General features: G+C 67.0%; 17 protein-coding genes. 9 read left to right on the forward strand and 8 right to left on the reverse strand.

The annotated features are described in order from the left end of the window. The 8 genes from ADK67_RS37225 to ADK67_RS37260 form a co-directional block, all read right to left on the reverse strand. The coding region (locus ADK67_RS37225; RefSeq protein WP_197289798.1) for an RICIN domain-containing protein at positions 1-379 on the reverse strand (379 nt) is incomplete at its 3' end. Between the two features lie 362 nt (positions 380-741). Further along, entirely contained in the window at positions 742-1,713 is a 972-nt protein-coding gene (locus ADK67_RS37230) for an aldo/keto reductase (RefSeq protein WP_053721270.1), read from the reverse strand. A 199-nt stretch (positions 1,714-1,912) separates the two neighbouring features. Continuing rightward, positions 1,913-2,359, reverse strand: a complete 447-nt coding sequence (locus ADK67_RS37235; protein WP_157621283.1) for a hypothetical protein — start codon at positions 2,357-2,359, stop codon at positions 1,913-1,915. Then, positions 2,356-3,039: a hypothetical protein gene (locus ADK67_RS37240; RefSeq protein ID WP_053721272.1), complete on the reverse strand. Its 684-nt coding sequence runs from the start codon at positions 3,037-3,039 to the stop codon at positions 2,356-2,358. Before ADK67_RS37240 ends, ADK67_RS37235 begins: the two co-directional genes overlap by 4 nt. Next, complete coding sequence (locus ADK67_RS37245) at positions 3,036-3,458, reverse strand: hypothetical protein (protein WP_053721273.1); 423 nt, start codon at positions 3,456-3,458, stop codon at positions 3,036-3,038. Before ADK67_RS37245 ends, ADK67_RS37240 begins: the two co-directional genes overlap by 4 nt. A gap of 35 nt (positions 3,459-3,493) precedes the next feature. Then, positions 3,494-4,771, reverse strand: a complete 1,278-nt coding sequence (locus ADK67_RS37250) for a hypothetical protein (RefSeq protein WP_053721274.1) — start codon at positions 4,769-4,771, stop codon at positions 3,494-3,496. Further along, entirely contained in the window at positions 4,764-5,516 is a 753-nt protein-coding gene (locus ADK67_RS37255; protein ID WP_053721275.1) for a WXG100-like domain-containing protein, read from the reverse strand. The genes ADK67_RS37250 and ADK67_RS37255 overlap by 8 nt, the downstream gene beginning before the upstream one ends. A 27-nt stretch (positions 5,517-5,543) precedes the next feature. After that, a complete protein-coding gene (locus ADK67_RS37260; RefSeq protein ID WP_053721276.1) occupies positions 5,544-6,146 on the reverse strand; it encodes a YbaB/EbfC family nucleoid-associated protein in 603 nt (200 codons plus the stop codon). Between the two features lie 770 nt (positions 6,147-6,916). Here ADK67_RS37260 and ADK67_RS51610 point away from each other — a divergent pair. The 9 genes from ADK67_RS51610 (at position 6,917) to dpdD (ending at position 24,767) form a co-directional block, all read left to right on the forward strand. After that, positions 6,917-7,090 carry a hypothetical protein gene (locus tag ADK67_RS51610; RefSeq protein ID WP_157621285.1) on the forward strand — a complete coding sequence of 58 codons (174 nt, stop codon included), beginning with the start codon at positions 6,917-6,919 and terminating at the stop codon, positions 7,088-7,090. A 289-nt stretch (positions 7,091-7,379) separates the two neighbouring features. Continuing rightward, positions 7,380-10,418, forward strand: a complete 3,039-nt coding sequence (dpdE, locus tag ADK67_RS37265; protein WP_197289799.1) for a protein DpdE — start codon at positions 7,380-7,382, stop codon at positions 10,416-10,418. Next, positions 10,415-12,856: a protein DpdF gene (dpdF, locus tag ADK67_RS37270; protein ID WP_269436123.1), complete on the forward strand. Its 2,442-nt coding sequence runs from the start codon at positions 10,415-10,417 to the stop codon at positions 12,854-12,856. The genes dpdE and dpdF overlap by 4 nt, the downstream gene beginning before the upstream one ends. Next, positions 12,857-13,867, forward strand: a complete 1,011-nt coding sequence (gene dpdG, locus ADK67_RS37275) for a protein DpdG (RefSeq protein WP_053721279.1) — start codon at positions 12,857-12,859, stop codon at positions 13,865-13,867. Next, entirely contained in the window at positions 13,864-16,842 is a 2,979-nt protein-coding gene (dpdH, locus tag ADK67_RS37280; RefSeq protein ID WP_053721280.1) for a protein DpdH, read from the forward strand. The genes dpdG and dpdH overlap by 4 nt, the downstream gene beginning before the upstream one ends. Then, on the forward strand, positions 16,839-17,591 hold the full coding sequence (locus tag ADK67_RS37285; protein ID WP_053721281.1) for a hypothetical protein: 753 nt from the start codon (positions 16,839-16,841) through the stop codon (positions 17,589-17,591). Before dpdH ends, ADK67_RS37285 begins: the two co-directional genes overlap by 4 nt. Continuing rightward, positions 17,588-22,027 (forward strand): protein DpdJ, encoded by a 4,440-nt coding sequence (gene dpdJ, locus ADK67_RS37290; protein ID WP_053721282.1) that lies wholly within the window; start codon positions 17,588-17,590, stop codon positions 22,025-22,027. Before ADK67_RS37285 ends, dpdJ begins: the two co-directional genes overlap by 4 nt. After that, positions 22,027-22,560, forward strand: a complete 534-nt coding sequence (gene dpdK, locus ADK67_RS37295) for a phospholipase D-like domain-containing protein DpdK (protein WP_197289801.1) — start codon at positions 22,027-22,029, stop codon at positions 22,558-22,560. Before dpdJ ends, dpdK begins: the two co-directional genes overlap by 1 nt. Further along, complete coding sequence (gene dpdD, locus ADK67_RS37300) at positions 22,557-24,767, forward strand: protein DpdD (RefSeq protein WP_053721284.1); 2,211 nt, start codon at positions 22,557-22,559, stop codon at positions 24,765-24,767. The genes dpdK and dpdD overlap by 4 nt, the downstream gene beginning before the upstream one ends. The last annotated feature ends 568 nt before the right edge of the window (positions 24,768-25,335 follow it).

Genomic DNA, 25,335 nt, shown 5'->3' on the forward strand with positions numbered 1-25,335 from the left:
GGTCGGTCCACTGGTGGATGGCGGCGTGGTCGGCCGTCGACCAGCTGGACACGTCCAGCACCTTGCCCGAGTGCCGCGCCTTGATCCGGTAGTAGCCGCCGCCGGAGTCCACGAACTGGAACTGCTGGTTGTTCGCGTTCGTGCGGGTCCACTGGTGGAGCGGGGCTCCGTCGGCAGTGGACACGCCGCTGACGTCCAAGGCCTTGCCGCTGCTGCGGTTCACCAGCACGTACCACGCGGTGGTGTCCACCGTGGCAGCCGACGCCGGCGCCGAGGCCACCGTGAGCAACCCGCCCGCGAACGCCACCGCCGCCGCGGCGGCCAACCCCGACCGCCACCGACCACGCCACCTCGCGGTACGCGCAAACCCAACCGACATAGCGTCTTTCCTCTCCTCATGGGGACCGTCGACGTGCAGCGGGGCCACGTCGGCGCGGACGCCGACGACACCCCTGCACAGACCAACGGGCCACATCGTGTTAGCGCTAACAACTTCCGCGGCGGCGATCCGGGCGGGAATCTCTGGATATATGGCAGATAGGGGGACACGTGAGCGGCGCGGTTGAACGTGCCATGGCGAACTGTGAACGATAACAACGACCCGCGTCAAGATGTAACGGGAAGGTTTTCCGGAGAAGTCCCACATGAGACGCTGGGGCAACGCCGAGGGGCGGCGGCCCTCAAGTCGACCTCAGCCTTCTACCCCTCGGCGTCCTTCGCCGCCTCGCTGCACAGCACGTCTCAGAGCGCGTCCGTCGGCAGGTCGAGCTCGGCCCACAGCTCCTCGGGAATGGCCACTCGCGCGTTCACGACGTTCCCGGTGACCTGCTTGGCGCTCCGGGCACCGATGACGACGCCGGTCACGGCGGGGTGGCGCAGCGGGAACCTCATCGCCGCGGCGGCGAGGGGGACGCCGTGCGCCGCGCACCGTGCGGCCAGGGTTTGCGCGCGCCGCAGGACGTCGTCGGACGCCGGGGCGTAGTTGTAGCCGGCCCCGGGCGCCGGGTTGGCGAGGATGCCGCTGTTGAACACGCCGCCGACCAGCACGCCGACACCGCGTGACGCGCACAGCGGCAGCAGTTCGTCGGCGGCGCTCCGGTCCAGCAGCGAGTACCGGCCGGCCAGCAGGAGGCAGTCGATGTCGGTCTCGGTGACGAAGCGGGTGAGCATCTCCACCTGGTTCATGCCCGCCCCGATGGCGCGCACCGCACCTTCGGCGCGTAGCCGTTCCAGCGCCGGGTACGCCCCCGTCACCGCTTGCTCCCAGTGGTGGTCGGGGTCGTGGATCAGGACGACGTCGAACGCGTCGAGCCCCGAGCGCTCCAGGCTGTCCGCCAGCGAGCGGTAGACGCCTTCGGCGCTGTAGTCGTTCACCCTGACCAGGCCCGGATCGCCGTAGAAACCCCAGTCGCCGGGCGGCGCGTCGCCGGGCACCAACAGCCGACCGACCTTGGTGCACACGGCGAAATCCGCGCGTGGCCGATCGGCGAGGAACGCGCCGAGCCGCCGTTCCGACTGACCGGTCCCGTAGTGCGGCGCGGTGTCGAAGAAGCGGATGCCCGCGTCCCACGCCACTTCCAGTGCCGTTCGCGCTTCGTCCTCGTCGACCGGCGCGGACAGCCCGCCGAGTGGCGAGGTGCCCAGACCCAGCTTGGTCACGGTCACGCCGGAGCGCCCCAGCGAGGCCCGTTCGGTGAACCACGGCTCGACCATCACACCCGCCCCTTTCGGTCGGGTCGCCACCTGGGACTACCGCTGCCCCCGCTCGGCAGCGTCCTCCCGGTCATGAGCGCTACGGCCGCGCGGGTGTTGCGCCGGACTGCCACGACTCCTCCTCCGGTCGGGTCGACTCTGCGCACATCCTCGGCGGCCGGCCGGCTCCTGCCCGAACGCTGAGATCCGGGAACTCCCGTCACGCGGACGGGACGTTGGCGCTCCGCAGGTGTTCGAACAACAGGTCGGCGTGGTGTTCGTAGAGGGCGGGCAGGTCGTAGACGTTCACCGTCTTCGCCCAGGTCCCCTGGTCGACCTGCACGAAGCCGAACTCGGCGGCCTCCGACTTGTCGTCGTCGAGGAAGTACAGGCCGACGTCGCCGTCCGGCCCGATGCTCACCACCTGGCACTCGCGGCCCTTGTAGCTCGTGCGGGTCGTGACGTCGGCCAGCCTCTCGCACTGGTCCAAGCCCACGACCGCGACCCACAGGCCACGTGCCTCGTCGCGGCTGAACAGCTCCGGGTCCGGGTTGTCCGGCTCACGGGACACCAGCACCACCCGGCCGTCCGCCGGGTAGTCGTTGCACAGGTGTTCGACACCGCGGACGGTGGCGAAGATGCCCGACCTCGGACGCGTGTACGTCATCGCACCGGCTCCCATCCGAACGCCTCTCCCCGGTACACCGCGACCGCCGTCCTCGACCCGTCACGGCCGTGCGCCACGATCACCGATCCGCCCGGCACCCGGTCGGGACGCCGCCACCACTCCGGGACGCCCAGCTGCGGGTCCGCGGTGATCCCGGTGCCGCTGTAGGGCCAGGGGTTGATCTGCTTGCGGTAGGTGTTCGGGTCCACGCCGGCCGCCGCGGCGGCGTCCGCCATCGCGTAGGCCGCGCCGCGCACTGCGTCCGAGTCCCACGGCAGCGGCGCGGCCGGGTCGGCGACCGAAGGAGCGCCGAAGGGCACGATGAACTTGTTCGGCTCCACCGCCCGGAACTCCAGCACGTGCAGGACCGGCAGGTCCGGGCGGAACGGCGAACCCGCGTAGTCCAGCCGGAGCGCGCGCAGGAAGTCCACCGGCGTGCGCAACCCCGACACGTCCTGGGCGCGCACCACCGTGCCGCCCACCGTGCGGTAGTCGAACGGCGAGCGCTGCCCCCAGACGCCCTGCGACACCTCGGCCGCCAGGTAGCGCTCCGGCGCGCCGGGCGGCAGCGCCTTCACCATGAGCGTGTCGGGGGTGATGGTGACCGCGATGTGCACCCGTGCGGTCAGCTCGCGTTCGCGCGGGGTGAGCGCGCCCGAGCCGGGCACCGGCGGCGTCACGGCGTGGCCTCCGGGGGGCGGGGGAAGGTGCGTTCGCGCCATTCCTCGAACAGCAGGTCACGTTGCCGCTCGTGGTAGTCGTGCAGTTCGCTTGCTGGCACGGTCTTGAGGAATTCGTACTTGTTGTGCTGCACGAACCCCATGGCGACGGCCCAGCCGCCGTCCGAGTCCTTGTACTGGATCTCCATGGTGCCGTCGTCGTTGGCGGACACCACCTCGCACTTGTGGCCGCGGTACCGGGCGAACGTGTTCACCGAGAACACCCGGTCGACATCGCTGATCGGGTACCTCGCGACCCAGCCCCGGTGGTAGTCGACCCACTTGTACCGGGACGGATCCGGGTTCTCCGGCGTCTTCTCGATGATGAGGATGGAGTCGCTGTCACGACCGTAAACAGCCTTGTACTCACGTCCGTTCATGCGGGCGTGATGACTGGATCGGAATCCGCGGTAAGTCACGACGCCGGCACCCAACCCTCGTCCTCGTCGAAGACGTGGCTAACGGTCCGGTTGCCGTTCTGGTCGTACTCGACCATCTGCGAGCCGTGCGGTATTCCCATGCGGTCTGACATCTCTCGCTCCGGCACGCCGTTCGGATCCGCGGTCACGCCCGCGCCACTGTACGGCCAAGGGTAGTTCGACTGGTTGTAGGTCGACGAGTCGAGTCCGACCGTCCGGGCGGCGTCGTGCATGCGGTCCGAGGCGTGGCGCACGGACGGGTCGGTCGGCAGCGCACCGTGATCCGCCGGGGCCGGCGCGCCCAGCGGTGTCTTGTAGCGGTCGGGGTCCGTCGCGGGGAACTCGATGACGTTCACCCGATCCATGTCCGAGCGGTACGGGGTGCCGGCGTAGTCCAACCGGTTACCCTGGATCAGCGAGGCGGGCGTGTTCAGGTGGGCGGCGTCCTGCTGCCGTGCCACGAACCCGCCGACCTCCGAGTACTTGCCGTTCAGGTAGTTGTCCACGTCACCCGGGGGGATCACCTTCTGCATCGGGGTGTCCTTGTCGATGGTGACGAGCTGCTGCGCCCGCGCCATCAACTCGCGCTCGTGCTGCGTGAGCCGCCCGGAACCGGGGACGCCGCGGTCGTTCGGCTCCTCGGACAGCTTGCGCATCGCGTTGTCGAGCTCCTGGCGCTCCTTCGGCGTGAAGTGCTTGTCCGCCTCTTCGCGCCACGACGGGCCCAGGTTGCGGCCGTCACCCGGCTTCCCGCCGCCGGGGCCACCGCCACCCGGTGGCAGCGTCGGGGGCTTGCTCACGCCCGAGCCGCCACCGCCCGGACCGGTGGGGGAGGAGGCCGGATCGCCGCCGCCGGTCCCGACGGAGCCCGGCGAGCTGACCTTCGAGCCGCCGCTCGACGCGCTCGACGCCTTGGTCGTGCCGCCGCCGGACAACGCCTGCACGGACGTGCGGTCCTGGTGCGTGCCGGTGAACTGGCGCTGGTAGTGGTGGTCCACTTCCTTGATCGACTTCGCCGTCGCCTTGAGGTTCTCGCCGGACTTCTCGGCCACCCGGCCGCCCTCGGCCACCACCTTGCCGCCGATCTCGGTGGCCTTGCCGAAGAACTGCGTCAGCGTCGCGCCGATCCCGGTGCGGTCGCGGGACGCGCTCTGGGCCAGCTTGTCCCCGGCGGCGGCCAGCTTGTCACCGCCGGTGCGCAGCTTCTGGCCGAAGTTCTCCAGCGTGCCCCCGGACTTGTCCAGCCGGTCCGGGTCGAAGTTGATGTCACTCACCGGTCGGCACCCCCCGTCCCGCGGTCGCGGTCGAAGCGGCGGACGCCGCGGTGGCGTTCAGCGTGTTCTGGGGCAGGTTGCGCAGGTTCTCCGCGGAGGCCTGCACGCCCTGCTGGAAGCTCTCCCCGCCCGCGGAAGCGACCTTGCCCAGGTCGACGCCCTCTTGGGTGCCCAACGCGGTGCCCAGGAGCTGGCCCGCCAGCTCCATGCCCGCCGACTCCAGGGCCGCGAACACGGGACCGGTGACCGCGTCGAGGAGCTGCTGCTGCACCGACTGCACGGCCTGCTCGATGAGCTGCTTGACGACCGTGCGGGTGATCATGGCCTGCGCCGCCGCGGCGGCCTGCGACGCGCCGAAGGTGACCGGTGCGGCCGCTTGGGCGGCGATGATCTGCGCGGCCAGGACGACCAGTTGCACGATGGCCGCGAGCTTGAGGCCCACCACGACCATGGCGGCCACGTCGAGCCCGGTGCCGAGCAGGTCGAACCCCTGGGCGAGCTGGTCGAGGTGCCCCTCGGCGAGCTTCTTCCACAGCGCCTCGAACAGCTTCAGCGACTCCAGCGAGTTGACGCCGAGCATCTCCGCGATGTCGGCCTGCGCGTCACCGGTCTGACCGCGCATCTCCTCCGCCAACGACCGCAGGTCGTCGGCGATCGAGCGCAGCTCGTCCTCGTCGATCTCCGGCCAGTCCACGCCGAGCAGATCCAGCACCCAGGCGACCTCGCCCGGTAACGTGATTCCCATCCCGCCCCCTCCGCCGGTCCCGCGCCGTCACCAGGACTGTTCGCGCAAGACCGGGCCACCTTCGTCGTCGTTCGGCTCGTCGCTCTTGGGCCGCGGGGGCCGTTGCTTCACCGGGGGCGTCGGCCGGGACTGCTCGACCAGCTCTTCGGGCACGCCGAACGACCGGTGCGCCGGTGCGGTGAACCGCTGGGCCTGCTCACCGGGGTCGACCGCGGTGCGCGGCACCTCCGGGACGACCAACCCGCCCAACCCCGGCATGGCGCTCCGAGCGGCCTCCAGCACCTCCGCGCCGGCCGCCGTGATCGGACCCAGTTCGGCGGCCATCGTCGCGCGTGCCTGCGCCGCGGCCTGCTGGATCGTCGCCACCGTGGCCGCCGCCAGCTTCTCCGGCGTGGACGCCAACGCGGACGGCGCGAACACGATCCCCGTCACCACGCCCGTGGCGTCCACGGTCACCTTGACGGCCCCGTCCCGCGACGTCGCCTCCGCACCACCGCTCAACGCCCGCCCCTGCGCCTGCTCGACCGCCTGCAACTGCGCCCGCAACCCGGCCATCGCCTGGTCCGCCTGCTGCCGCAGCTCGCCGATCCGTGCCTGGCGCTGCTCCGGCGTCAGTCCCGGTTCAGTCACCCGACACCCCCTCTCCCCGCCCACGAAGCTGACGCACCCGGCGTCATCCCGGTTCCACCAGACGTCAGGAGACTAGCGAAACGCCCCACCCCCACCCGGCCCGTTCGTTCAGGTCGTGGTGGTGTGAGTGCAGTCGACGTGAGCGTGCTGCGCGGTGTCGGTGACGTTCTGGTCTTGCGGGGAGCGGTGATCTGATCCGGGCGTTGGGTGTCGCAGTCTGGGTCATGGTCAGCACTTGAATGGCTATGGATCGCGGTGTTCGGTAGGGCCGAGGTCGGAGAGTCGTTGGCCGTTGTGGTTGAAGATCTAGATAAGATGAGCTGCCTGTCCGGTAACCGGTCCTGACAAAATGATCACCGCAGTGACACCAGTCGTGTTCGAGTTGGATCATGTTCGGTCGTGAGGAGTGGTGAGTCGTCGCCATGGATCGTCTCGGACGAACTGTGGGAGTGGATCGAGCCGCTTTGCCGGTGGTGCCGCGTAAGACCCCGCAACCCAAGGCGTAGACGGGTCGGATACAGGTAGCACTGTGCGGTGGTAAGCGAGTCGCAGTTGCGATCCTCCGGAGGCGGCGGAGGTGTTCTCTCACGGGTGGCGCAGTCATAGGGCGCCCACTCCCCAGATGCCCGAGCCCTGCTCGCCCGCCGCCGAGTCGGGAGATGGCAGCGGAGACGAAGCCCTCCACGTGCCCAAATTACACCTCTCCGACGTGGTCTATCGCGCTCCTACATGCCGACGCCGTGAGGAATCGATCATTCATCTTCGACGGAGTGGCGATTTGCAGTCCCTATTTCATCGATGAGTTCGCTTTGAGGGTGAGCAGTCGAGGGGTGGTCGGGTTTCCAGGTGCGGTGGCCGACGGGCTCGAGGTGAAGATCAACTGCGTCTCGTGGCGGGTGGTGCACGATCGGGTGATCCTTGTCGGTATCGTCATGGTCACCTGAGGTGGTGGAGTTGTACCGGGTTCGTGCGTTAGGTGGGGTTCGTTGCTGTAACGACGCTCGGTCCCGCGTCGATGGGCAGGCAACGAGGCGGGGCGGAACAGGGGTGTAGCGCGGTGAAGTCGTGCAGTCGGGCGGTGTCGGAGCGGTGGAAGCCGAGGCGTCCTCCCATCGCCGTGGGGCGGGTGACGGGTTGAGTCCGGTCAGCCGAATGGGGGTTCCTCAGCGGCATCCACTGGTCGCCGGTCACTTCGTCGTGGACGACGAGTACGGATGGGGGAGGCCCGACCTCGTGGAGGGCACGATCCGGTTCTTCGACTCGCCGACCACGCCGGAAGTCGTGCTCGGTGCAGAGGGTAGATCGTTCAAAGCGGAGTACCTGCCCTCGCAGGAGCGAGTGTGGTGGTTCGACGGCGAACGGTGGATGGTCGGAAGGGTCGATTCGCCGTGCACTCCGAAAGCGGATGAGTACTACGTTCACTTTCCCAATGGTGACACCCGGCCCGTGCCGTCCGCCGAACTGAAGGTTCGCTGGTCGCTGCCGGTGGGCAACCCGCTTGCTTTGCTCAGGGCAGGCACGGTGGAGACCAGGTTCCTTCACTTGCATCGCACGGCGTTCCTGCGCGGCGTCACTGAGCAGCGTAGTGCCTGTGGTGGATTAGGGGGGTTGCTTTCTTCTGCAGTCGAGATCCATGATCATCAGATCGGCGCTGCTCGGCGCGTCCTGTCCGACCCGGTGCCCCGGTACTTGCTGGCAGACGAGGTCGGTCTCGGGAAGACCATCCAGGCGGGAATGGTGCTGCGTCAATTCCTGCTTGACGCCGAGGGGGTCGCGGTGGTCATCGTGCCGGATCAGATCGTCGGCCAGTGGGAAGCGGAACTCAGTCGGAAATTCCGTATTGGCCAGTTCCCGGACAGGGTGTCGGTAATCGGACACTCGCGCATCTACGACATTCAGCCGGTCGACCGATTGCTCACGATCGTCGACGAGGCACATCGGTTTACCGATCATGTGGACTACAGTACGGACAGCGACCGCGGGCGGCGCTACGAGGCGCTGCGTGCGATCGCCCATGCATCGAGGGCACTGCTCCTGTTGAGTGCGACGCCGGTGCGGAGCAACGAAGACGCCTTCCTCGGCCTGCTGCACCTCCTGGACCCGACCAACTACCTGTTGACCGATGTGCACGCCTTCAAGCGCCGCGTGGAGATGCGTGACGAACTGGCGCAGGCCATGTCTGCGGTGAGTGCGGAAACGCCCCTTCGTTATCTGGACGAACCGCTTGGGCAAGTCGCACAGTTGCTCGCTGAAGACCCGGTGGTCGAGCGGTTGGTCGTCGAAGCGCGTAAGTACGCCACGGCAAAACGTCAAGAGGAGACGCGTAATCTCGTCGAGCGCTTGCGCATCCACGTCTCGGAGACCTACCGTCTGCACCGGAGGATGATCCGAAACCGCCGCGCGTCGGCGGTGAAAAAGGCTTTTCCTGTGCGTGGGCGTGGGTTCGGCAACCCGTGGCGCATTCCCGACCCGGATCCACGTCGCCGCGAGGTCTTCTCGGTGTTCGAGGACCTGCGACTCGAACTCGAGTTGCTGGAGCACCCTGGTGCCGGTCGCGTGCTCCGAGCCGTTCTCGGACGCATCCTCGCGCCGGTGGTGGCGCTGGAGGACCTCGTCGTGGCCCTGCGCGGAGGCACCGAGCACGACCTGTCCCCGGATGAGGGTGCCGCAGTCGCCGAACTGCGCGAACTGAAACTGGCTGATCACATGGCAGGCGAGTTGGAACGCTTGGCGCTCGCGGACGTCGAGACCGATCGCATCGCCGCTGCGGTCGAATGGGCCTCGCGCAGGATCGGGCGCGGCAAGTGCGCTATCGCCTGCAGCCATCCAAACACAGCCCGTTCGACGGCCCGTCAACTTGTCGAGGCTTTCGGCCGTTACCGGGTCACGGCTCTCTTGGAAGAACAGGACGAGGACGAGCGCAACCGACTCACCACAGAGTTCGAGCGCAGCGGCGAACGGAACGTCCTGGTCATCGACCGCTCCGCTGAGGAGGGTGTCAACCTCCAGTTCGTCGATGAAGTGCTCCATCTCGACATCCCTGCGTCCAGTGCGCGCTTAGAGCAGCGCCTGGGGCGTTTCGACCGCTGGAGTGAACTCAAGAATCCCGTGCGGTCCGTGGTCTTCGGCGAGGCCGACCCCACGCTCGACGAGCAACTCGGCGCTTGGACCATGACACTCATCGATGTCTTCAGTGCGTTCACGGCGTCCACCTCGACGCTCCAGTACGTGCTTGCGGACCTCGAAGTGGAGTTCTTCGACTTGGCGGTCACCCGAAATCTCGCCGGTGCGATGAAGGCGATAGCGGACAGTGTCGACACGCTGGAGGAGCAACGTCAGCGGATCGCTGCGCAGGACCTGCTCGACAGCATCGAGGACCGTGCCGACGACGAGGAGCTCGCCGAACGGTTGGCCAGTGTCGACTCACGGCAGAAAGACATCGAGAAGTCCGTGGTCGGCTACGTGCACGACATGCTGGCCTTCAAGGTGGACCACGACGAAACCGAGATCCGGTTCGCAGCCGGGGAGAAGCAGCCGCCCCTGCTGACCAAGGCGGCGCTGCGCGCTCTCGGAACGCAGATCTTCGCACAGCCCTACACCGCGGACCGCATGGAGGCGGCGGAAGGGCGGGGCTTCCTCCGCTGGGGAGAACCGCTGGTGAACGCCTTCGCGAAGATCGCCGAACACGACGACCGGGGCAAGGCGTTTGCCGTGGAACTCGTACAGCGCGCCGCAGAGCCCGACCGGGCGCCTCTGGTCGCCTTCTGCTTCGACTTCAAGATCGGTCCCGGTCTGGTCGGCGTGCCGGTTGCCGACCAGGCGTTCGCGCGGGCTGTCGAGGCGCGCGCCGCCCTCTACCTCCCGACCACCGTGGAGCGCGTGTGGTGGCTGGCGGGCCTGGGACCGTGCAATCGGCAGATGGTCCAGCACTTGGAACACGTACGGGGAGAGAACTTGGGCAGCCGTCCCGAACGCTTCCGCGAGCTCACCGCGCCCATCGACTGGAACGGCGCGTGCGAGACCGCCCACCACAGTGCTCTCGTGCACGTGCGCGAACGTGATCACGTCGTTCGTCGCCTCACCACTGCGCGAAGGGACGCCGCGGCGGCACAGGAGCGGGAGGATGCCGTGCTGAATGCTCGCGCCCGGACCGAAAGGACCTTGGAAGTCGACCGCCGCGTCGCGGTGGCGCTGGACCAAGCCCTCGCCAACCCGCAGTTCGTCCTCGAGAGTTGTGGAGCCGTCTTCATCACTTGGGTCAATCGGTCGTGACCGCTCTGTCCCTCCAGGAGATAGCCGCAGACAACCCGCGCCTGGCTCGTCGGCTCCGATCTTCTTGGTCTGCGCGCGCTGCGGAACTTTTGCCGCTCATCCGGTCCGTCCTCGTCGCGCGTGGTTATCGCTCCGTCTCGGTCGATGCCCCCGTGTTGAACGAGATTCCTCCTTCGGCCTGGAAAGCACACGGGTTCAGGTCAACGAGGCCGGGAGAGTGGAAGGCCGAGCCTTGGACGCCGTCATGGCTCGAAACCCACGGGACACCGCCTGACGAAGCGCCTTCTTCGCGGAAGCCGCGCAGGCCCGACTGGCGCCTTCCCGCTGACCGCTTCTACACCGAAGCGCTGGGGCACGACGAGTACTTGAGCCCAGGGCAGAAAGAAGCAGTCCGAGCCGTAGGAGCAGCCAGGGCGGGTGACGCCCTGATCTGCGTCCTGCCCACCGGTTCCGGCAAGACTGACGTGGTTCTCCTCCGTGCGATCAGGAACCGCCCGCGGCAGACCTGCCTCATCGTGCCTACCGTCGCGCTCGCTCTGGACCTCGAGCGCAGGGTGCGCGAGCTCACGCACGAGCCGACCGCGTTCGCCTACCACGCGGGATTGGCTTCGGAGGCGAAAGCCGAACTCGTCCGTAGGGTCCGCGAAGGCGCCCAGTGGCTGGTCATCACCTCACCGGAAGCCGCGTGCACCGTACTCGCCGGTCCCCTGGAGACCTCGGCGGCCGAAGGCCGGTTGGACCTGCTTGCGATCGATGAGGCGCACATCGTTGCCGAGTGGGGTGACGACTTCAGGCCGGCTTTCCAGAGCCTCGCGGGTCTACGACGGAGGATGCTCGATGGAGCACCGGACAACCGGCGGCCCGTCACCGTGATGCTGACCGCGACGTTGGACGACTACGGCCTGGAGACTTTGAGACGCCTCTTCCCTGGCGATCGGGAACTGCTCATCTCCGCGCAGGCGACCAGGCCCGAGCCGGCCTGGTGGGTGAGCCACTGCCAGAGCGAGGAGGACAAGCGTCTGCGCTTCCTGGAGCTGTGCCGCCACCTCCCGCGGCCCCTCATCGTCTACACGACCTTGCACACCTCGGCCCGTTCCACCAATACGGACACGGCTTTCAACTGGGCGCGCTCCGCGGGGCTGCGAGCCGTCCGGAAGATCGCCGGGAACGCGACGGCGGAACAACGCAGAGAAGCGGCGCGCGGTCTGGCCCTCGGCGGGGACGAGGACCAAGACGTCGACATCGTCATCGCGACGTCAGCGTTCGGGCTCGGAGTCGACATCCCCGGTGTCCGGGGTGTCGTCCACCTGTGCGTACCGGAATCGGTCGACCGGTTGTACCAGGAGGTCGGGCGGAGCGGTCGCGACGGCAAAGCGTCCGCATCGGTGGTCCTGTGGACCGACGTCGACGCGGAGGTGGCCCGCGACCTCGCCGATGCGAAGCTGATCGGGGATCGGAAGGCGTGGAAACGGTGGCGAAGCATGAGCTTCGGCAGGCGGGACGGCGGCCTCGTGCAAGTTGATCTTACTGCGGCCACCGACGACGTGACGTTCCCGTGGAGCGGCATGAACCGCTACTGGAACCTGCACACCCTGAACGCCATGGACCGTGCGGGGATGATCGAAGTCGACTGGCCGGTGCGGCCCGACGTCCCGGTCGATGCCCCGGAGGACGAGGTCCAGGAGATCTTCGCAGCGCATCGGGAGTCGACCGCTGTGCGTATCCTGCAGAGCGATCTCGGCTACGAGGACCGGTTCCGGCAACGCTTTCGCGAAGCGCAGTCGCGGAGTCGTTCCTCCTCCGCCGCCTCGTCGGAATCCGCGATGGCGATCTTGAACGGGCTGGACAAGTGCGTGAACAGGTTCCTCGTCGACCACTACGGCTTGACCACGGAATCAGGGCGGTTGACGGCCGTTCGGCAATGCGGAGGATGTCCCGCCTGCCGCGCCGCGTACGAGCCACCCGCCGTCTCGACCTATCCGGCCGTTCCCCTGTGGGATGGCGTGCTCAGCGTTGATCCGCAGGCGTCGTTGAGCACTCTCGCCGAGGCCGGGCGCCTCTGCGTCTGGGTCGACGGAACCGACCCCGATGCTGAAGCCGAGGTCGTCAAGCGGTTCATAGCGCACGGGGTGACGGCACTCGTCTCCCCGCAACAGTGGTCCCCGGTCCCGGGCAAGACCGATCGACTCTGGTGGGAAGATCGAGTCGTGGACAAATTCGGCCACGGCGTCGACCTCCGCGTTCCGACGCTCGTCCGCATCCAGGGCGACGACCCACCACCAGCCGAGGCGGCCCTCCTGCTGTCCAAGTTGTCGCACGGACCGTTGACCGTGGTGCTGACGACGGAGGATCAGCCGAGCCCGTTCGACCACCGGGTCCTCCTCAGGGAATCCTGGGGCCCTGCGTATCGCGCCGATCAAGTACTGCGGAGGCTGTAGATGGCTCTCCTGACGCCACCGGACATCTTGCCGGAAGCCATGCGCTTCCTGGTGCGTGGCCTGTTCACGCTCAAGGAGGGCGAAGCGGACCGGGACGAGCTCATCGACCTCGTCGCCCCACCTGGTTTGGTGGAGGCTATGAGGCCACTTGGCACGGAGGTGGCTCTCGACGAGGCTGATGAAGAAGCGCCGGCCAAAGCGGGGCAACCGCGCGCCGGGGGCAACCTCATCGCCAACCACTCGCTCGACGCGCTGCGCATGCTCGGTGTGGTCGAACAGGACAGCGGGCGGGTCAGGGTGGCGGATGCGGTGGCCCGCCGTTGGAGTCGTCCAGCGGACGTCGCCCCACGCGCCTTCCGGGATTTCCTCCTGGACAACATCTTCGCCATCGAAGAAGGCGAGTCGGTTCCGAAGAGGCTCGACGACACCGCTGACCTGTTGCGCGCCTTGGAGATTCTCTACACGACCGAGAACCCCCTGTGGCCCTTCGACCGCTTCGAGGCCGCCAAAGGCAGCGTTCGAGGGCAGCGCAGCTTCCGCGAAACGCAGATAGCTGTGCTAGGACCTGACCAGGACACGTGGCCTGTGCGCAACGCGACGCGGTGGACGGCGTTCCGTCGCTGGGCGGCGTACCTCGGGTTGGCGCGTCAAGTCGGTTCCACCGGCATCATCGCGGACGCGAGCCAGGCTCTTGCGGTTCGTCTTTCCGGGCTCCCCAGCGGTTCGTTCGACATCGCCGACTTCGTCTCGCGATGCGCTGAGGCCCTGCCCTTGCTCGACGGTGGCGTGCTGCAATCGCGCCACGATCGCGAACGCACGGGGGCGGCCGAGGTCATGTCACCGGCGTTGTCCATGTCGATGGCGCAGTTGGAGGCCGAAGAAATGGTGACGTTGGACAAGCGGAGTGACACGGGGGTGCGTATCCTCCGCCTCCGTGCCGACAGGTCGAGGGATCGCTTGGTCACCACCGTCGAGTGGGTGCGCGAAGCCCGGGAAGGCGGGACCGCATGAGCGGCAACCTCGTGTGCTGGGAGCGAGGCGCCATCGCTTTCGCGACGCAGGTCGACGTCGGGGGACTCGAACTGGGCGACGAGCGCGCCGAAGCCGTGTTCTCCTCGATCCACCACTCCCTGCCGCTCAACCAAGTTCGGGATGTCAAGAGCAAGCAGAGTTCGGACGCGACCGAGCAGGAACTCCTCCGAGCCTTCACCAGGCCCGTCGAAGCGAACGAACCGCTGCTGGTCTTCGTCACCGGTCACAAAGGCACGGGCAAGAGCCATCTCGTGCGGTGGCTCAAGTCTCAGATCGGTCCTCAACCGACGTGGCACATCGTCTACATCGAGAAGCGGAACACCAACCTGAGGCGGGTGATCGAGCGAATCCTGGATGGCATCGACACGCCACGGGCAGGGCAACTCCGGGAGGCGCTGGCCAAGGCCGGGTCCGAGATCGCGAGCGATGAGGAGGCGATGAACGCGCTGCTCGCGCGCTTGGACCACCTCGTGACCTTCGACCGGGCGGTCGAGTTGAAGGAGTTGTCCGACCTCACGCCCGCGGAACTCGCCGACCTGAGGGCCCGGACGCACCGCCTGCTGGGTGATTTCACGTTCCGCGCGGAGCTCAGCAAGCCCGGAGGTCCTGTTCACCGGATCGTGCGCCTGGCCCGCGGTGGCGCGGGTGCCAGCGAGACCGATGAAGAGGAACTGCACCTGACCGAGCAGGACCTGATGGTCGATCCGGCTCGCTTCGAGGACGCCGGTCGGCAGTTCCAATCCCTGGTGCAGAGCGTGGTCGCCACGAAGGGACTGCGGACGGACATCGCCGTGCTGTGCGACTCCTACCTGGAACGGGCCAAGGCCGAAGTCTTCACCGGACCCAGCACCGACCTCCTGGAGGTCTTCGAGGACGTTCGCAAGGAGATCGCGGCCCGGAACCAGGAACTGTGCCTCTTCGTGGAGGATCTGGTCCTCCTGCACGGCATCGACAAACAGTTGGCGCAAGCGCTCACCGTGCCCGCCGACTCGCAGTTGTGCAAGTTGCGGGCAGCCATCGCGGTCACCGACGGTTATCTGGCCTCTGTCGACACGTTCGCCGATCGTGGAGTCCACTTCAGGATCGATGTCAACCCTGCTGCCATCGGCGCGTCCGGTCTGCGTGACTTCGTGGGCCGCTACCTGAACGTAGGCCGCCTGTCCGAGGAAAAACTCCTCGCTCGATCGGACGAGGACGACCCGAACGCCGCCACGGCGAACGCGTGCAAGGGTTGTCCTGTTCGAGAGCAGTGCCATGAGACCTTCGGAACGTCCAGCCTCGGGCACGGTCTCTACCCGTTCAACGGCATCGCTCTGGACCGCTTGGTCGAGTTGGCCAGTGCCGAGGAGTTCAAGCCAAGGGAAATTCTCCGCCAGGTGATCCGCGCATCGCTCGACACTGCGGAGGAAGAACTCCCCGTCGGCGGAGTGTTCCCCTCGGACGACTTCGCCCGGACCCTGGACGGGAAGCGGCAAGCCGTGCCGGTGGAAACGCGAACCGCCGTACGACGGCACAACAAGGTCAGTCCTCAGGCGGAGTTGAGCCTCCGTGCGTTCTACGCGGAGAACCCACCGGCTGTCGATGCCGACGTGCAGAAGATCGCGCACTACCTGGGTGTGCGCCTGAGCGCGCTCGAGGAAGAAGCCGATGAAGTCGGCGGCGAAACCGAGGCTGGGGAGGTGCGCCCCGACGACAAGAACGATCGTGCGGCGGCGCCACCCGAAACGACCAACGTCGATGAGTTCGAGAAGTGGGCTGCCGGTGGCTTCCTGTCGACTGAAACCGCGCACAAGATTCGCACTTGGATCTGCGAAACGACGGTTGCCTACCTGCAAGAAGGCCCGTACGGGCTGCCCATCGGTCGAATGCCGAAGGGATCGGGCAAGACCACGTGGCGCGTCGGTTCGTACGAGATGCGGTACACCGACATCGATATCGACAAGGCCGCAGGCGCTGGAGCGCTGAAGTCAGAGAACCCGTTCCGCATCGAGGTCAACGACGAGAACGCGCTGATGCTGCGAGGTGTGCTGGAAGCCTCGAAGGGCGCACCCCTGGACGCGGTCGACGGCGGCACCTGGTTCTTCTCGTTGCAGGCGAGGATTGCCCGGTACGCCGACAGCATCGCGCGCCTGGCGCGGTCAAAGAGCGCGGCCGAGTTGTCGACCGCGGTCCGCGCCCTCACTGTCCTCCGCAACGCCGCGCCCACCCCCGGTACAACGGTCGGGCAAGCCCTGCCTGCCATGCTCGCCCAACCCGTCTGCACGAACGCGGCTGCGCAGTCCTTCCTCAGGGAAACCAGGAGTGCCCGGGATCGTGCGCTGACCGTGCTCCGGAACCACGCCACGACCGCCAAGGGCGGCGGAAAGCCCTCCCTGGTGGATGTAGGTCTCGTCTACCCGGAGATCCAGGCGTGTTTGAAGGTCCGGTCGTTCGACAGTCGGGAGATCGGTGACGACGGGGAGATGCTGCAGAACCTGCAGGTAAAACTCGAGAGGGCGACCAAGCGGGCGTGGACTGAACTGCGCGAGACGATCGCAGCACTGGAGCGCCTCATCGACCCGGGTGAGGACTTGGCCGCGACCATGAGGATGGTTCAGCGGCTCGTCGATCAGAGCCACGACAGCGGAAAGCTGCCGAGCCGGAACACCCAGGCTGTCTACAACGCCGCCGCGGAGAAGGTCAAACCCGCGATGATGACGCTCTACCGCAAACTCGCCAAGGTGGTGGCTTCTCCTGGAACGGAAGATCTGTGGGAAGTGCGCGACGACCCGATGCCCAAGTTGCAGGCCCTCCACCACTACGCCGACGTGACGAACAAAGTGCTCTTCGGGCTTGAAGCCTCCCTCACCGAATCCGGTGCCGGCGGTGCGGCTGTCGACACCGAGGAGCTGATCGGATCGTTGAGAGGGCTCGCCGACGCGATGGACGCCGTGACCGGGTTGGAGAAGCGATGACGACGAAACCGCTCCTCACGCGGGCCGAAGCGCTATTGAACCGGTTGGTGCAGGTGCGTGAGCAGGAGCAGGACATCGAGTTGCGCGCCACCGTCGAACGCGTGCAGAGCAGAGCCCGTAAGGCCTGGGACGTCCTTGCCGAGGTTGCGCAGGCCGCCCCCGCCCTCAAGGAACGTGGAGTTCGGCTACCCGTCGTGCCGAACCCGCCCTCGATCGAGGTTGCCAAGGCCAAGAGCACCTTGCGGAAGACCGCCGAATCCATCGTGGGGACTGACCTGAGCACAACCGTCGAACGCATCAAGGTGCAGTCGGTGAACCAGGCGCTCGAAGCCGGAGAGAAGATCGCCAGGACAGTCGTGATCGATCTCAACGGAGCTGTCGACGCGAGGCGGGTCGAGTTGTTGCCGCGGGGGATCGACCGGCCTGTCGTGTCCTACCCCGGCGTCGAAGACTCGCTCGTGGTCGGCCTCCGGAACGTTCAGCGGAGTTTGCGCTTCAAGGTGGAAAGTCTCCGCGTTCGAGATCTCGTGCCGCACCTGGACGGCGTCCTGCGGGACGTCGAGAGGTGGGAGCGGGAACGTCCCCGGCTGGACGCGGCGCTGGCGGATCATCACCCGGAGGTGAAGGAGTTCCTCCGCAGGGCTGCTACCGACGAAGGCGCACCCTGGCACCTCATCACACCGCAGGTCCAGCAGTGGCTCGCAGACTCGGCGCACACCGCGTTGCTCAAGGTGGTGCTGCGAGCGTGAGCACCACCCCACGCCCAGCCCTCTTGAGAGCACTCGATCTGATCGAGGAGGTCGAGGCCCGCAACCTGGCATGGGGCCTCCTCGACGAGTCCTGGAGCAGGGAAGACGTTCTCACCTTGCTGGCCGATCGCTGGGAGGAGGGGAACCCCGAGACGTGCCTCCGCGACCTCGTCGAGGCCAACCTGCTGGTCGAGCTGCCTGCGGAGTGGCCGAACCGATACCGGAGCAGGATGTCCGAGGCGGTCCGGTTGTTCAGTCGGCTGCGCCAACTCTTCCCAGGCAGACCGTGGCAATCCGGCAGTCGGTTGGTCTCGGACGTGAGGTTCCTGCGTCGTCCGCGAACTTTCTCGGTGCGTGACATCGACGTCGAGGAGTGCGTCGACCGGCTCACCGGTCTGGGAGTGCCGGATTCGGTGCTGGTGGAGATTCGCCGCCTCCTGAACGGGAGGAAGCTGTCACGGTTCCAGTTGGATGCCACTGCCGCCGTCACGTCGGCGACGCAGTCCGGCGAAGATCGCGGCGTCGTGGTCGGCGCGGGCACCGGTAGCGGCAAGACCTTGGCGTTCTACCTGCCCGCGCTCGCTCAGATGGCGGCCGCGGGGAGTGACGGCTCGACGGCGGTCGCCATCTACCCGCGGAACGAACTCCTGAAAGACCAGTTCGCCACCGCGTTGTCGGAGATCCGAGGCCTGCGACGCGCGGGTGGGAGAGCCCTCACCATCGGTGCCTACTTCGGTCCCACGCCCTTCGGTACTTACACCGAACTCGACAAGCGCAACGGTTGGTTCCGGCGGGACGGCCGGTTGATCTGCCCGTTCCTGACGTGCCCCGCACCCGATCCCGACCACAACGCTGCCACCTGCGGCGGTCCCCTGGCTTGGGTGAAACCCAAGACAGCTCCCAACGACGTCCAGTGGGGGCACCTGCTCTGCCTGCGTTGCGGGGACAAGGTCAAGTCGGACGAGTTGCTGCTGACCAGGAAGGCGATGCAGAATCAGCAGCCCGACATCCTCTTCACCACAACGGAAATGCTGAACCAGCAGCTGAGCGACGGGTGGTCCAGGCACGTCTTCGGAGTTGGAGCGAGGGCTAGCCGCCGACCGAACCTCGTCCTGCTGGACGAGGTGCACACCTACGCGGGCACCAGCGGGGCTCAGGTCGCTTTTCTGCTCCGTCGGTGGCGCAAGCTGCTGGAAAGGCCGGTCACCTGGGTGGGGCTGAGCGCCACCCTCGCGAACGCGGCGACGTTCTTCGCCGACCTCTGTGGCGTCCCCGTCGACGCCGTGGCGGACATCCGTCCAGACCCCGGAGATCTCAAGCCCCAGGGCAGTGAGTACCAACTTCTCCTGCGCGGGGACCCCGCCTCGCAGTCCGCCCTGCTGTCGACCACCATCCAGAGCCTCATGCTGCTCAGGAGAGTTCTCGAGGAGAAGGACGCAGAGCTGGACAATCCGTACGGTACGCGGGTTTTCGCCTTCCTCGAGAACCTCGATCTGGTCAACCGGCTCTACCGACAATTGCTCGACGCCGAAGGACGCAACCCGCTGGGGGACCGTGACGCCCGCAGCACGGTACTGGCCGCACTGCGCACCAGGCAGCACGCGGAGCACAGTCAACTCGTCGAGGACTTCAAGGAGTGGGAGCGCGACGGCCAGCACTGGTGGCTGGCGGAGAAACTCGGGTTCGGCGATCGTTCGTTGGAGATTTCACGCACCTCGTCGCAGGACATCGGCGTTGACTCGGAAGCCGACATCGTGGTGGCGACCTCCGCGCTCGAAGTCGGGTACGACGATCCCCGCGTGGGTGCGGTTCTCCAGCACAAGGCGCCCCGGGACATCGCCCAGTTCCTCCAGCGGCGGGGGCGGGCAGGCCGGTTGCAGGTCCAGCGGCCGTGGACGGTCGTGGTGCTGTCCGATTACGGCCGCGATCGCCTCGCTTACCAGTCCTACGAGTCGATCCTCGACCCCTCCGTTCCCGCGAAGAGTTTGCCCATGGGCAATCAGGCCGTCCGGAAGATGCAGGCCGCGATGTGCCTTGTCGACTGGATTGCCGTTCGGCTCGGCGTGGACGGCAGGCAACGCTGGTCGCCGCGCAGGGTGCTGTCCAAGCCGGACGAGGACGGCAAGGACAAGGATTACGTCGAGGCGTGCCTCGGCCTCTTGGAGGAGGTGCTGGACGGGAAGCAAGCTCAGCAGGACCTGGTGGACTTCGTGCGGGTGAGCCTCGGGCTCGACACGGAGGAGACCTGGAGCGTCTGTTGGGAACACCCTCGTTCGCTCCTGCTGGAGGTCGTGCCGACGGCGCATCGGCGTCTGAGCAGTCAGTGGGCGACCGTGCAGAGGCACAAGGTGAAGCCGAACACGGACGTCGTGACCCGGCAGCCGCTACCCGAGTACATCCCGTCTACCCTCTTCGCTGATCTCGAACTGCCGGAGGTCGAGGTCGTCCCGCCGGTCGACTACGACCCGGCGGCCGACACGTCGCTCCCGGTGGGGATGGGGCTCAGTGAGTTGACCCCCGGCAAGGTCACGCTCCGGTGGGCGGTCCGCAAGGTGCGCGGCCTGTGGATCGAGGTCCCGGAGTCGGGTGTGGTCGACCTGGACCAGAGACTGGCTCCGGAGGGCGAGGTGGTGGCCCAGGTGTCGACGCCGAACGGTTTGGTGCCGATCGTGCGCCCCCTGCGCATCCACCCCGAGATCCCCCGTTCTGGGGTGATGCCCACGTCGAACGGCAGGCTCCGCTGGAGGTTCCTCGTTGACCGCGACGTCGAGGGCACGGTCATGTCCCGCCCGCGGAACGGCCCCTTGGGAGAGTTGATTCCCAAGGTGGAGGCGCACCTCAACGTCGATCGGGGCCCATTGCGGACGTGGCGGTACGCGCTCGAAGGTGTTGCGGAAGTGGTGACCCGTACCGGCAGAGATCGTCGCGAGTACACGTTTACCAGTAACGGAGCACCTGCGGCTGTCGGCTTCGCGAGCGCAGTCGACGCGCTCGTGGTCACGGTCGCCGTGCCCAAGACCGTCACCGACTTCCGGCTCCACAGCGACGAGGCGAGGCTCCGGCAGTTGCGGACGGATCGGTTCGTCGCCCTGGCCAAGCAAAGGCTTGAGGCACATGGGCTCGGTCCGTTCGCGGCCACGTGGGTCACGGACGTCGTCGTGTCCGTCGCCGCCGCCGCGGTGCTCCACGGGCCTGGGCTGGGTGGCTTGGTCGGGATGGCGCCACAGCAGTGGCGCACCATGGCCGCGGAGGTGGTAGACGGTGTCCTGGTCGCCACCACCCACACCGAGCTCGACGACACGCCGCTGAGGGACACAGTGCTGGAAGCACTCGAGGACAACGCTGTGGTGCAGGCGCTGGAGGAGGTCATCCCGGTCCTCGGTGAAGACCCCGACGAGACCTGGCTGCCGTGGCTGCGTGCCCGGTTCCTGCAGACCGTCGCTGCGGCTTGGCAGTCCGCAGCGCAGCAGATCTGCCTGGACTTCAACGTCGACACCGATGCACTGGTCGACGTCCTGGACGAGGGCGGCTCCCATGCCCATGTCGTGGTGTCGGACGCTGTTCCCGGCGGCGGCGGCCTTGTCGAGTCGCTCGCCCGGCGCATCGCCGACGACCCACGTCGGTTCGACGCCCTGGTCGCAGCTGCGTCCGAGCCTTCCGACACCGAGGAGGTCGACCCCTCGTTGCGGCGGGCGCTGGACCTCATGGCCGATGACTCCGGGATCGCCGAGGCGGTTGCCGAGTTCAGGACGGAGGTTTCCGACCGTCTCACGAGCTGGCAGTCGCTCGTCTCCCGATTCGCGGAGGAAGGTGTACCGCGCACCCACGTCAACCTCTCCGCCTTGTCCACGCGCATCTTCCGACCGGGCTCCAGCAACGAGAGTGACGACCTGCTGCGCCTGCTCCTGGAGAGGTGGGACGAGTTCGACGTCCTGGCGGGGTTCGCCGTCGACCACCGAGCAGTATGCGCCTTCCTCGCGGCCGATGAGGAGGTGCTCGACCGGTTGAAGCGCATCGCGAACTCGACCGATGACAGGGACTGGTCGACCAGGGCTCAGTCGGTGTTGCTCAGCCTGTTGTGGACGCGGGCATGTGCTCGGCGTCCGGAGACCTTGCGCGCGAGCAACCGCTTCCTGTCCGATCCGCCGGCCACGGAGAGGACGTTGCTCCGCGACGCCCTTCCTGAACGGCCACGAGGCGTCGATGTCGACGTAGATGAGTGGCGGAGTGCCCTCGTGGTCGCGTTGCGCACCTGGGGTGCCGCACGTGTCTTCAGTGAATCGGGTGACATGCCCGCACTGGTGCGTGCACTGCGAGGTCTTGTCGTGGACCCGCTGGAGATCGACTGGCTGCACGCGTACCCACACTTCGACGGAGTCGTCCGGGAGAATGGTCGGTACTCGGTGTCCGTGACCCTGCAAGAGGCGCCCCAATGATGACCAGGTTGATCCACAGAAGGGCTGCGTCGCCGAGCCGCGACATCGCCGAGTGCCTGGAAGGTCTGCTCCTGACGGAATTGCTCAACCCGGGAGCCCGCCTGCTCGTCGTGTCCCCGTGGATGTCGGATTTCCCCGCGCTGGACAACCGGGGAGGTGGGTTCACAGCGCTAGACCCCTCCTGGACAGCGACCTTCGTGCCGTTCTCGTCTGTGCTCCGGGCACTGCTCATGCGGGGCGTCGCGGTCCGGATCGCCTGTGGTCCCGGTGAACGGGAGAACGAACTCATCGACCGGATCGAACAGGGAGCGGCACTGGACGGGACGACTGCCCACTTCGAGTCGCGACGTCTCCCGCGCGATCGCAACCTCTTCAGCCATGAGAAGGCTCTGGTCGCGGATTCCTGGGCGATCTACGGTTCGATGAACCTGACCTACAGCGGGGTGTCGATGAACGGGGAGTTGATCACCGTCACCACCGATGGTGCCACCATCGCGACCGTGACCACCGAACTGCTCGGTCTGTTCGCATGAGCGGTGTCGATCGCGCCACGGCGTGGAACACCTTCGTGGCGGCGTTCTTCTCGGGGAAGAACCAGTTCACCGCGACCAGCAACGAAGTCGTGGAGTGGATGGTCACCAATGCGGAGAAGGCGTGGTTGACGGAGCCCCCTTCACCGTTCTTCCTCCCGATGAAGGTCGCGGGGTGGACCTACTGGTACGCGATCTGCCCGGACCGCGATCAGCGCCTGTGGGTGCGCGATCTGATCCGGGCCCATGTCGGTTCCTGGATCGTCTTTGACGGGTGGGTGGTGCCGGACGACTCCAACCAAGCCATGGACGCCGAAGTGCGGAGCTTGGTGGGCCCTGAGGGCTGTTCGTTCCGCTTCCTCATCCCCGAGCACCCGAACGCCGGGACCAAGGTCAAGGAAAGCCTGGAGCGCCTCACCCGGATGCTCGCGGCACGTCCTCACCGCAAGGTCCGTTTGACACCGCCCCTGGGCACGTTGATCGGCGACTTCTGGGACGCTTGTGCATCAGGGGCACAGGTCCGGGCCGAGGAGTTGCTCGCCCAACTGGAGCGGGATCACCGGCTCTCGAAAACGAACAGGCTGTTCCTGCGGCTCCAGTACCTCGCTGTTTTCGAGCAGTGGGACAGCTTGGAGAGCCTGGAGCAGTTGCCCGACCTGCTTCGGCTCGACCGACCCGTACTGGCCTCCGACGCCTTGGCGCGCCTTGCCTTGGCGCGCCTTCCCGAACAGGCGGATCTGGAGCAGTTCGGGCATGCCATGGCGAAGTTCGGCTGTCTGGTCCCCTCTGTCACGGCGATCAGGTCACCGGCGGGTGCCCGGTATTACGCCTACTGGTCGTTGGCTTCGGGCGAGCCGGTCGCCGATGTCGTGTCACGCCTGCTGGAAGCGGGTTGGCTGGATCACGCGCGAGGGCACCAGGGACTCGCTTCGCTGCTCTCCGCACGGGTCGATCCCGATCCGCTGGTCGCCGTCGAAACCGATCCGGAGAACTTGCGGAACGCCGTCGTCGAGAAGCGGTTCGACGCGGCCATCGACATGATCGCCACGGCGGCGCCTACCGTGGCCCTGCTTCCCGTGCTCGCCGACCTGTTGGTCGAAACCTTTCACCCCCGGGTGATCGACCTGTACCAGCAGTGGCGGAGCGCGTTGGACGCGGCGAAGCCCGACAGCGTGCTGTCCCGCCGGTTGGTCGGCGAGACGCGGGAGCTTGGTCTCGTCACCGTGGACTTCGGCCAGGCCATCGAGCAAGCCTTCACCGCGGTGACGGCGGTCGAACGGGCGCGAGCGTTGGAGGACTTGAGTGCCCAGGCCGTACCGCGATTGATGCGCGTCGGCGCACTCGCCGACGTCATGGAGGCCGTGCGACCGCTGAGCCAGGAGCTCGGGGCGAGCATGCTCCCCGAACTCGTCGACCTGTTGTTGAACTTGGAGCGGGACCTGTTCGGTGCGGCAGGTGACGTTCCCGGTATCCAGGACCTCCGGCTGCTCGTGGTCGAGGTGTGGGCTCTGGGGGACCAATCCGGCGACCGGCGGAGGGCGAACCGCCTCCTCGACGTCGTGGGTCGCGCGCTCGACCTCGGAGTGTGGCCGAAAATCTACGACGAACTCGTCGACAACCTGCACGCGGGGTGGAAACCGTTCTTCACCGACGCAGACGTGGCGTTCGGCTTGGAAGCCATCGAGGTGCTCGCCGCTCATCGCCCTGACAGCGGCGTGGCGTTGGATTCCTTCGCGAGGCAGCTCCTGAGCCGGATCGGCGCGCACAACGCCCACCGGTTCGATGCGGCCCTGCTCGACACGGCATTGGTGCTGGCGACCGAATTCGGCCTCGACCTGAGCGGGGTCCTACGGCGAGAGCCCGGTGAAGAGCGTGATGGGGCCGAACGCATCCGGCTGCCCGATGGCGTTTTCATCGCCATCTACTCACTGATGGAATCCGCAGCGCGCCGCGCCGCTGAGATCATGAGGCGTCGTCACCCTGGCATCCGCGTGGAGACGCTGGTGGCCAAGGTCGCGACCGACGCACTGCGGTCCGCGGCTCAAACCGCCGACGTCCTGGTGGTCGCCGATAAGGCAGCCGCGCATGCGGCGACGGACGCCCTCAAGGTCGCCCGCGGAGACAAAACCATTCACTACGCCAATGGCAAGGGGACCGCCTCTCTCGTACGTGCTGTCGTCCACGGCCTGGAAATGGAATTCGGCAGGTGATCCGTTCCTTCGAGCGATCTTGATGGAGAGCAGGTCTTCGACGCCGATCAGCGTTCTTGTCCGGTCGTACCGATAGCCCCGGCGCTGGACAAGGTGCTCCCGGTCCGCGCGGCGCATCGACACAGATGATGCTTCCAGCACGTCCCGGTGGAGCACGACCTGCAACAGTTCTTCAAATGGCAGATGCCGGACGAAGAGGACATCAACCGTTCGCCGATGTGACGGGTGAGGCAACCTCAGGTCCAGAAGAGGTTCATCCCCTTATCCGTGACTACGCTCTGGAGCGCGACCTGAACTGGCGTTGTGCAATTGCGCTCCACCGCCGGGGCTGCGCTTCGTCGGGGCCGTTCTCCGCGTGCCCACCGCGCGTGGTGGCGTCTGAAGCCGTGGGCGTCGCTTTGGGAGAGGAACACGGATGCCCGGTTGCCTGCCGCAGGAGTGGTGGTCGGGGTGTGGGAGCACGAGGGTCAGAAGAGAGAGTTCAAATGGGACCGCCGGCCACGCTGCACGTTCGTGTCACCTGGCCGAGGGATTATGTGGTTGGTCGTTCGCGGGCATTGTGGTGACG

This window comes from Saccharothrix sp. NRRL B-16348 (assembly GCF_001280085.1).
In the GTDB taxonomy this organism is placed as follows: domain Bacteria; phylum Actinomycetota; class Actinomycetes; order Mycobacteriales; family Pseudonocardiaceae; genus Actinosynnema.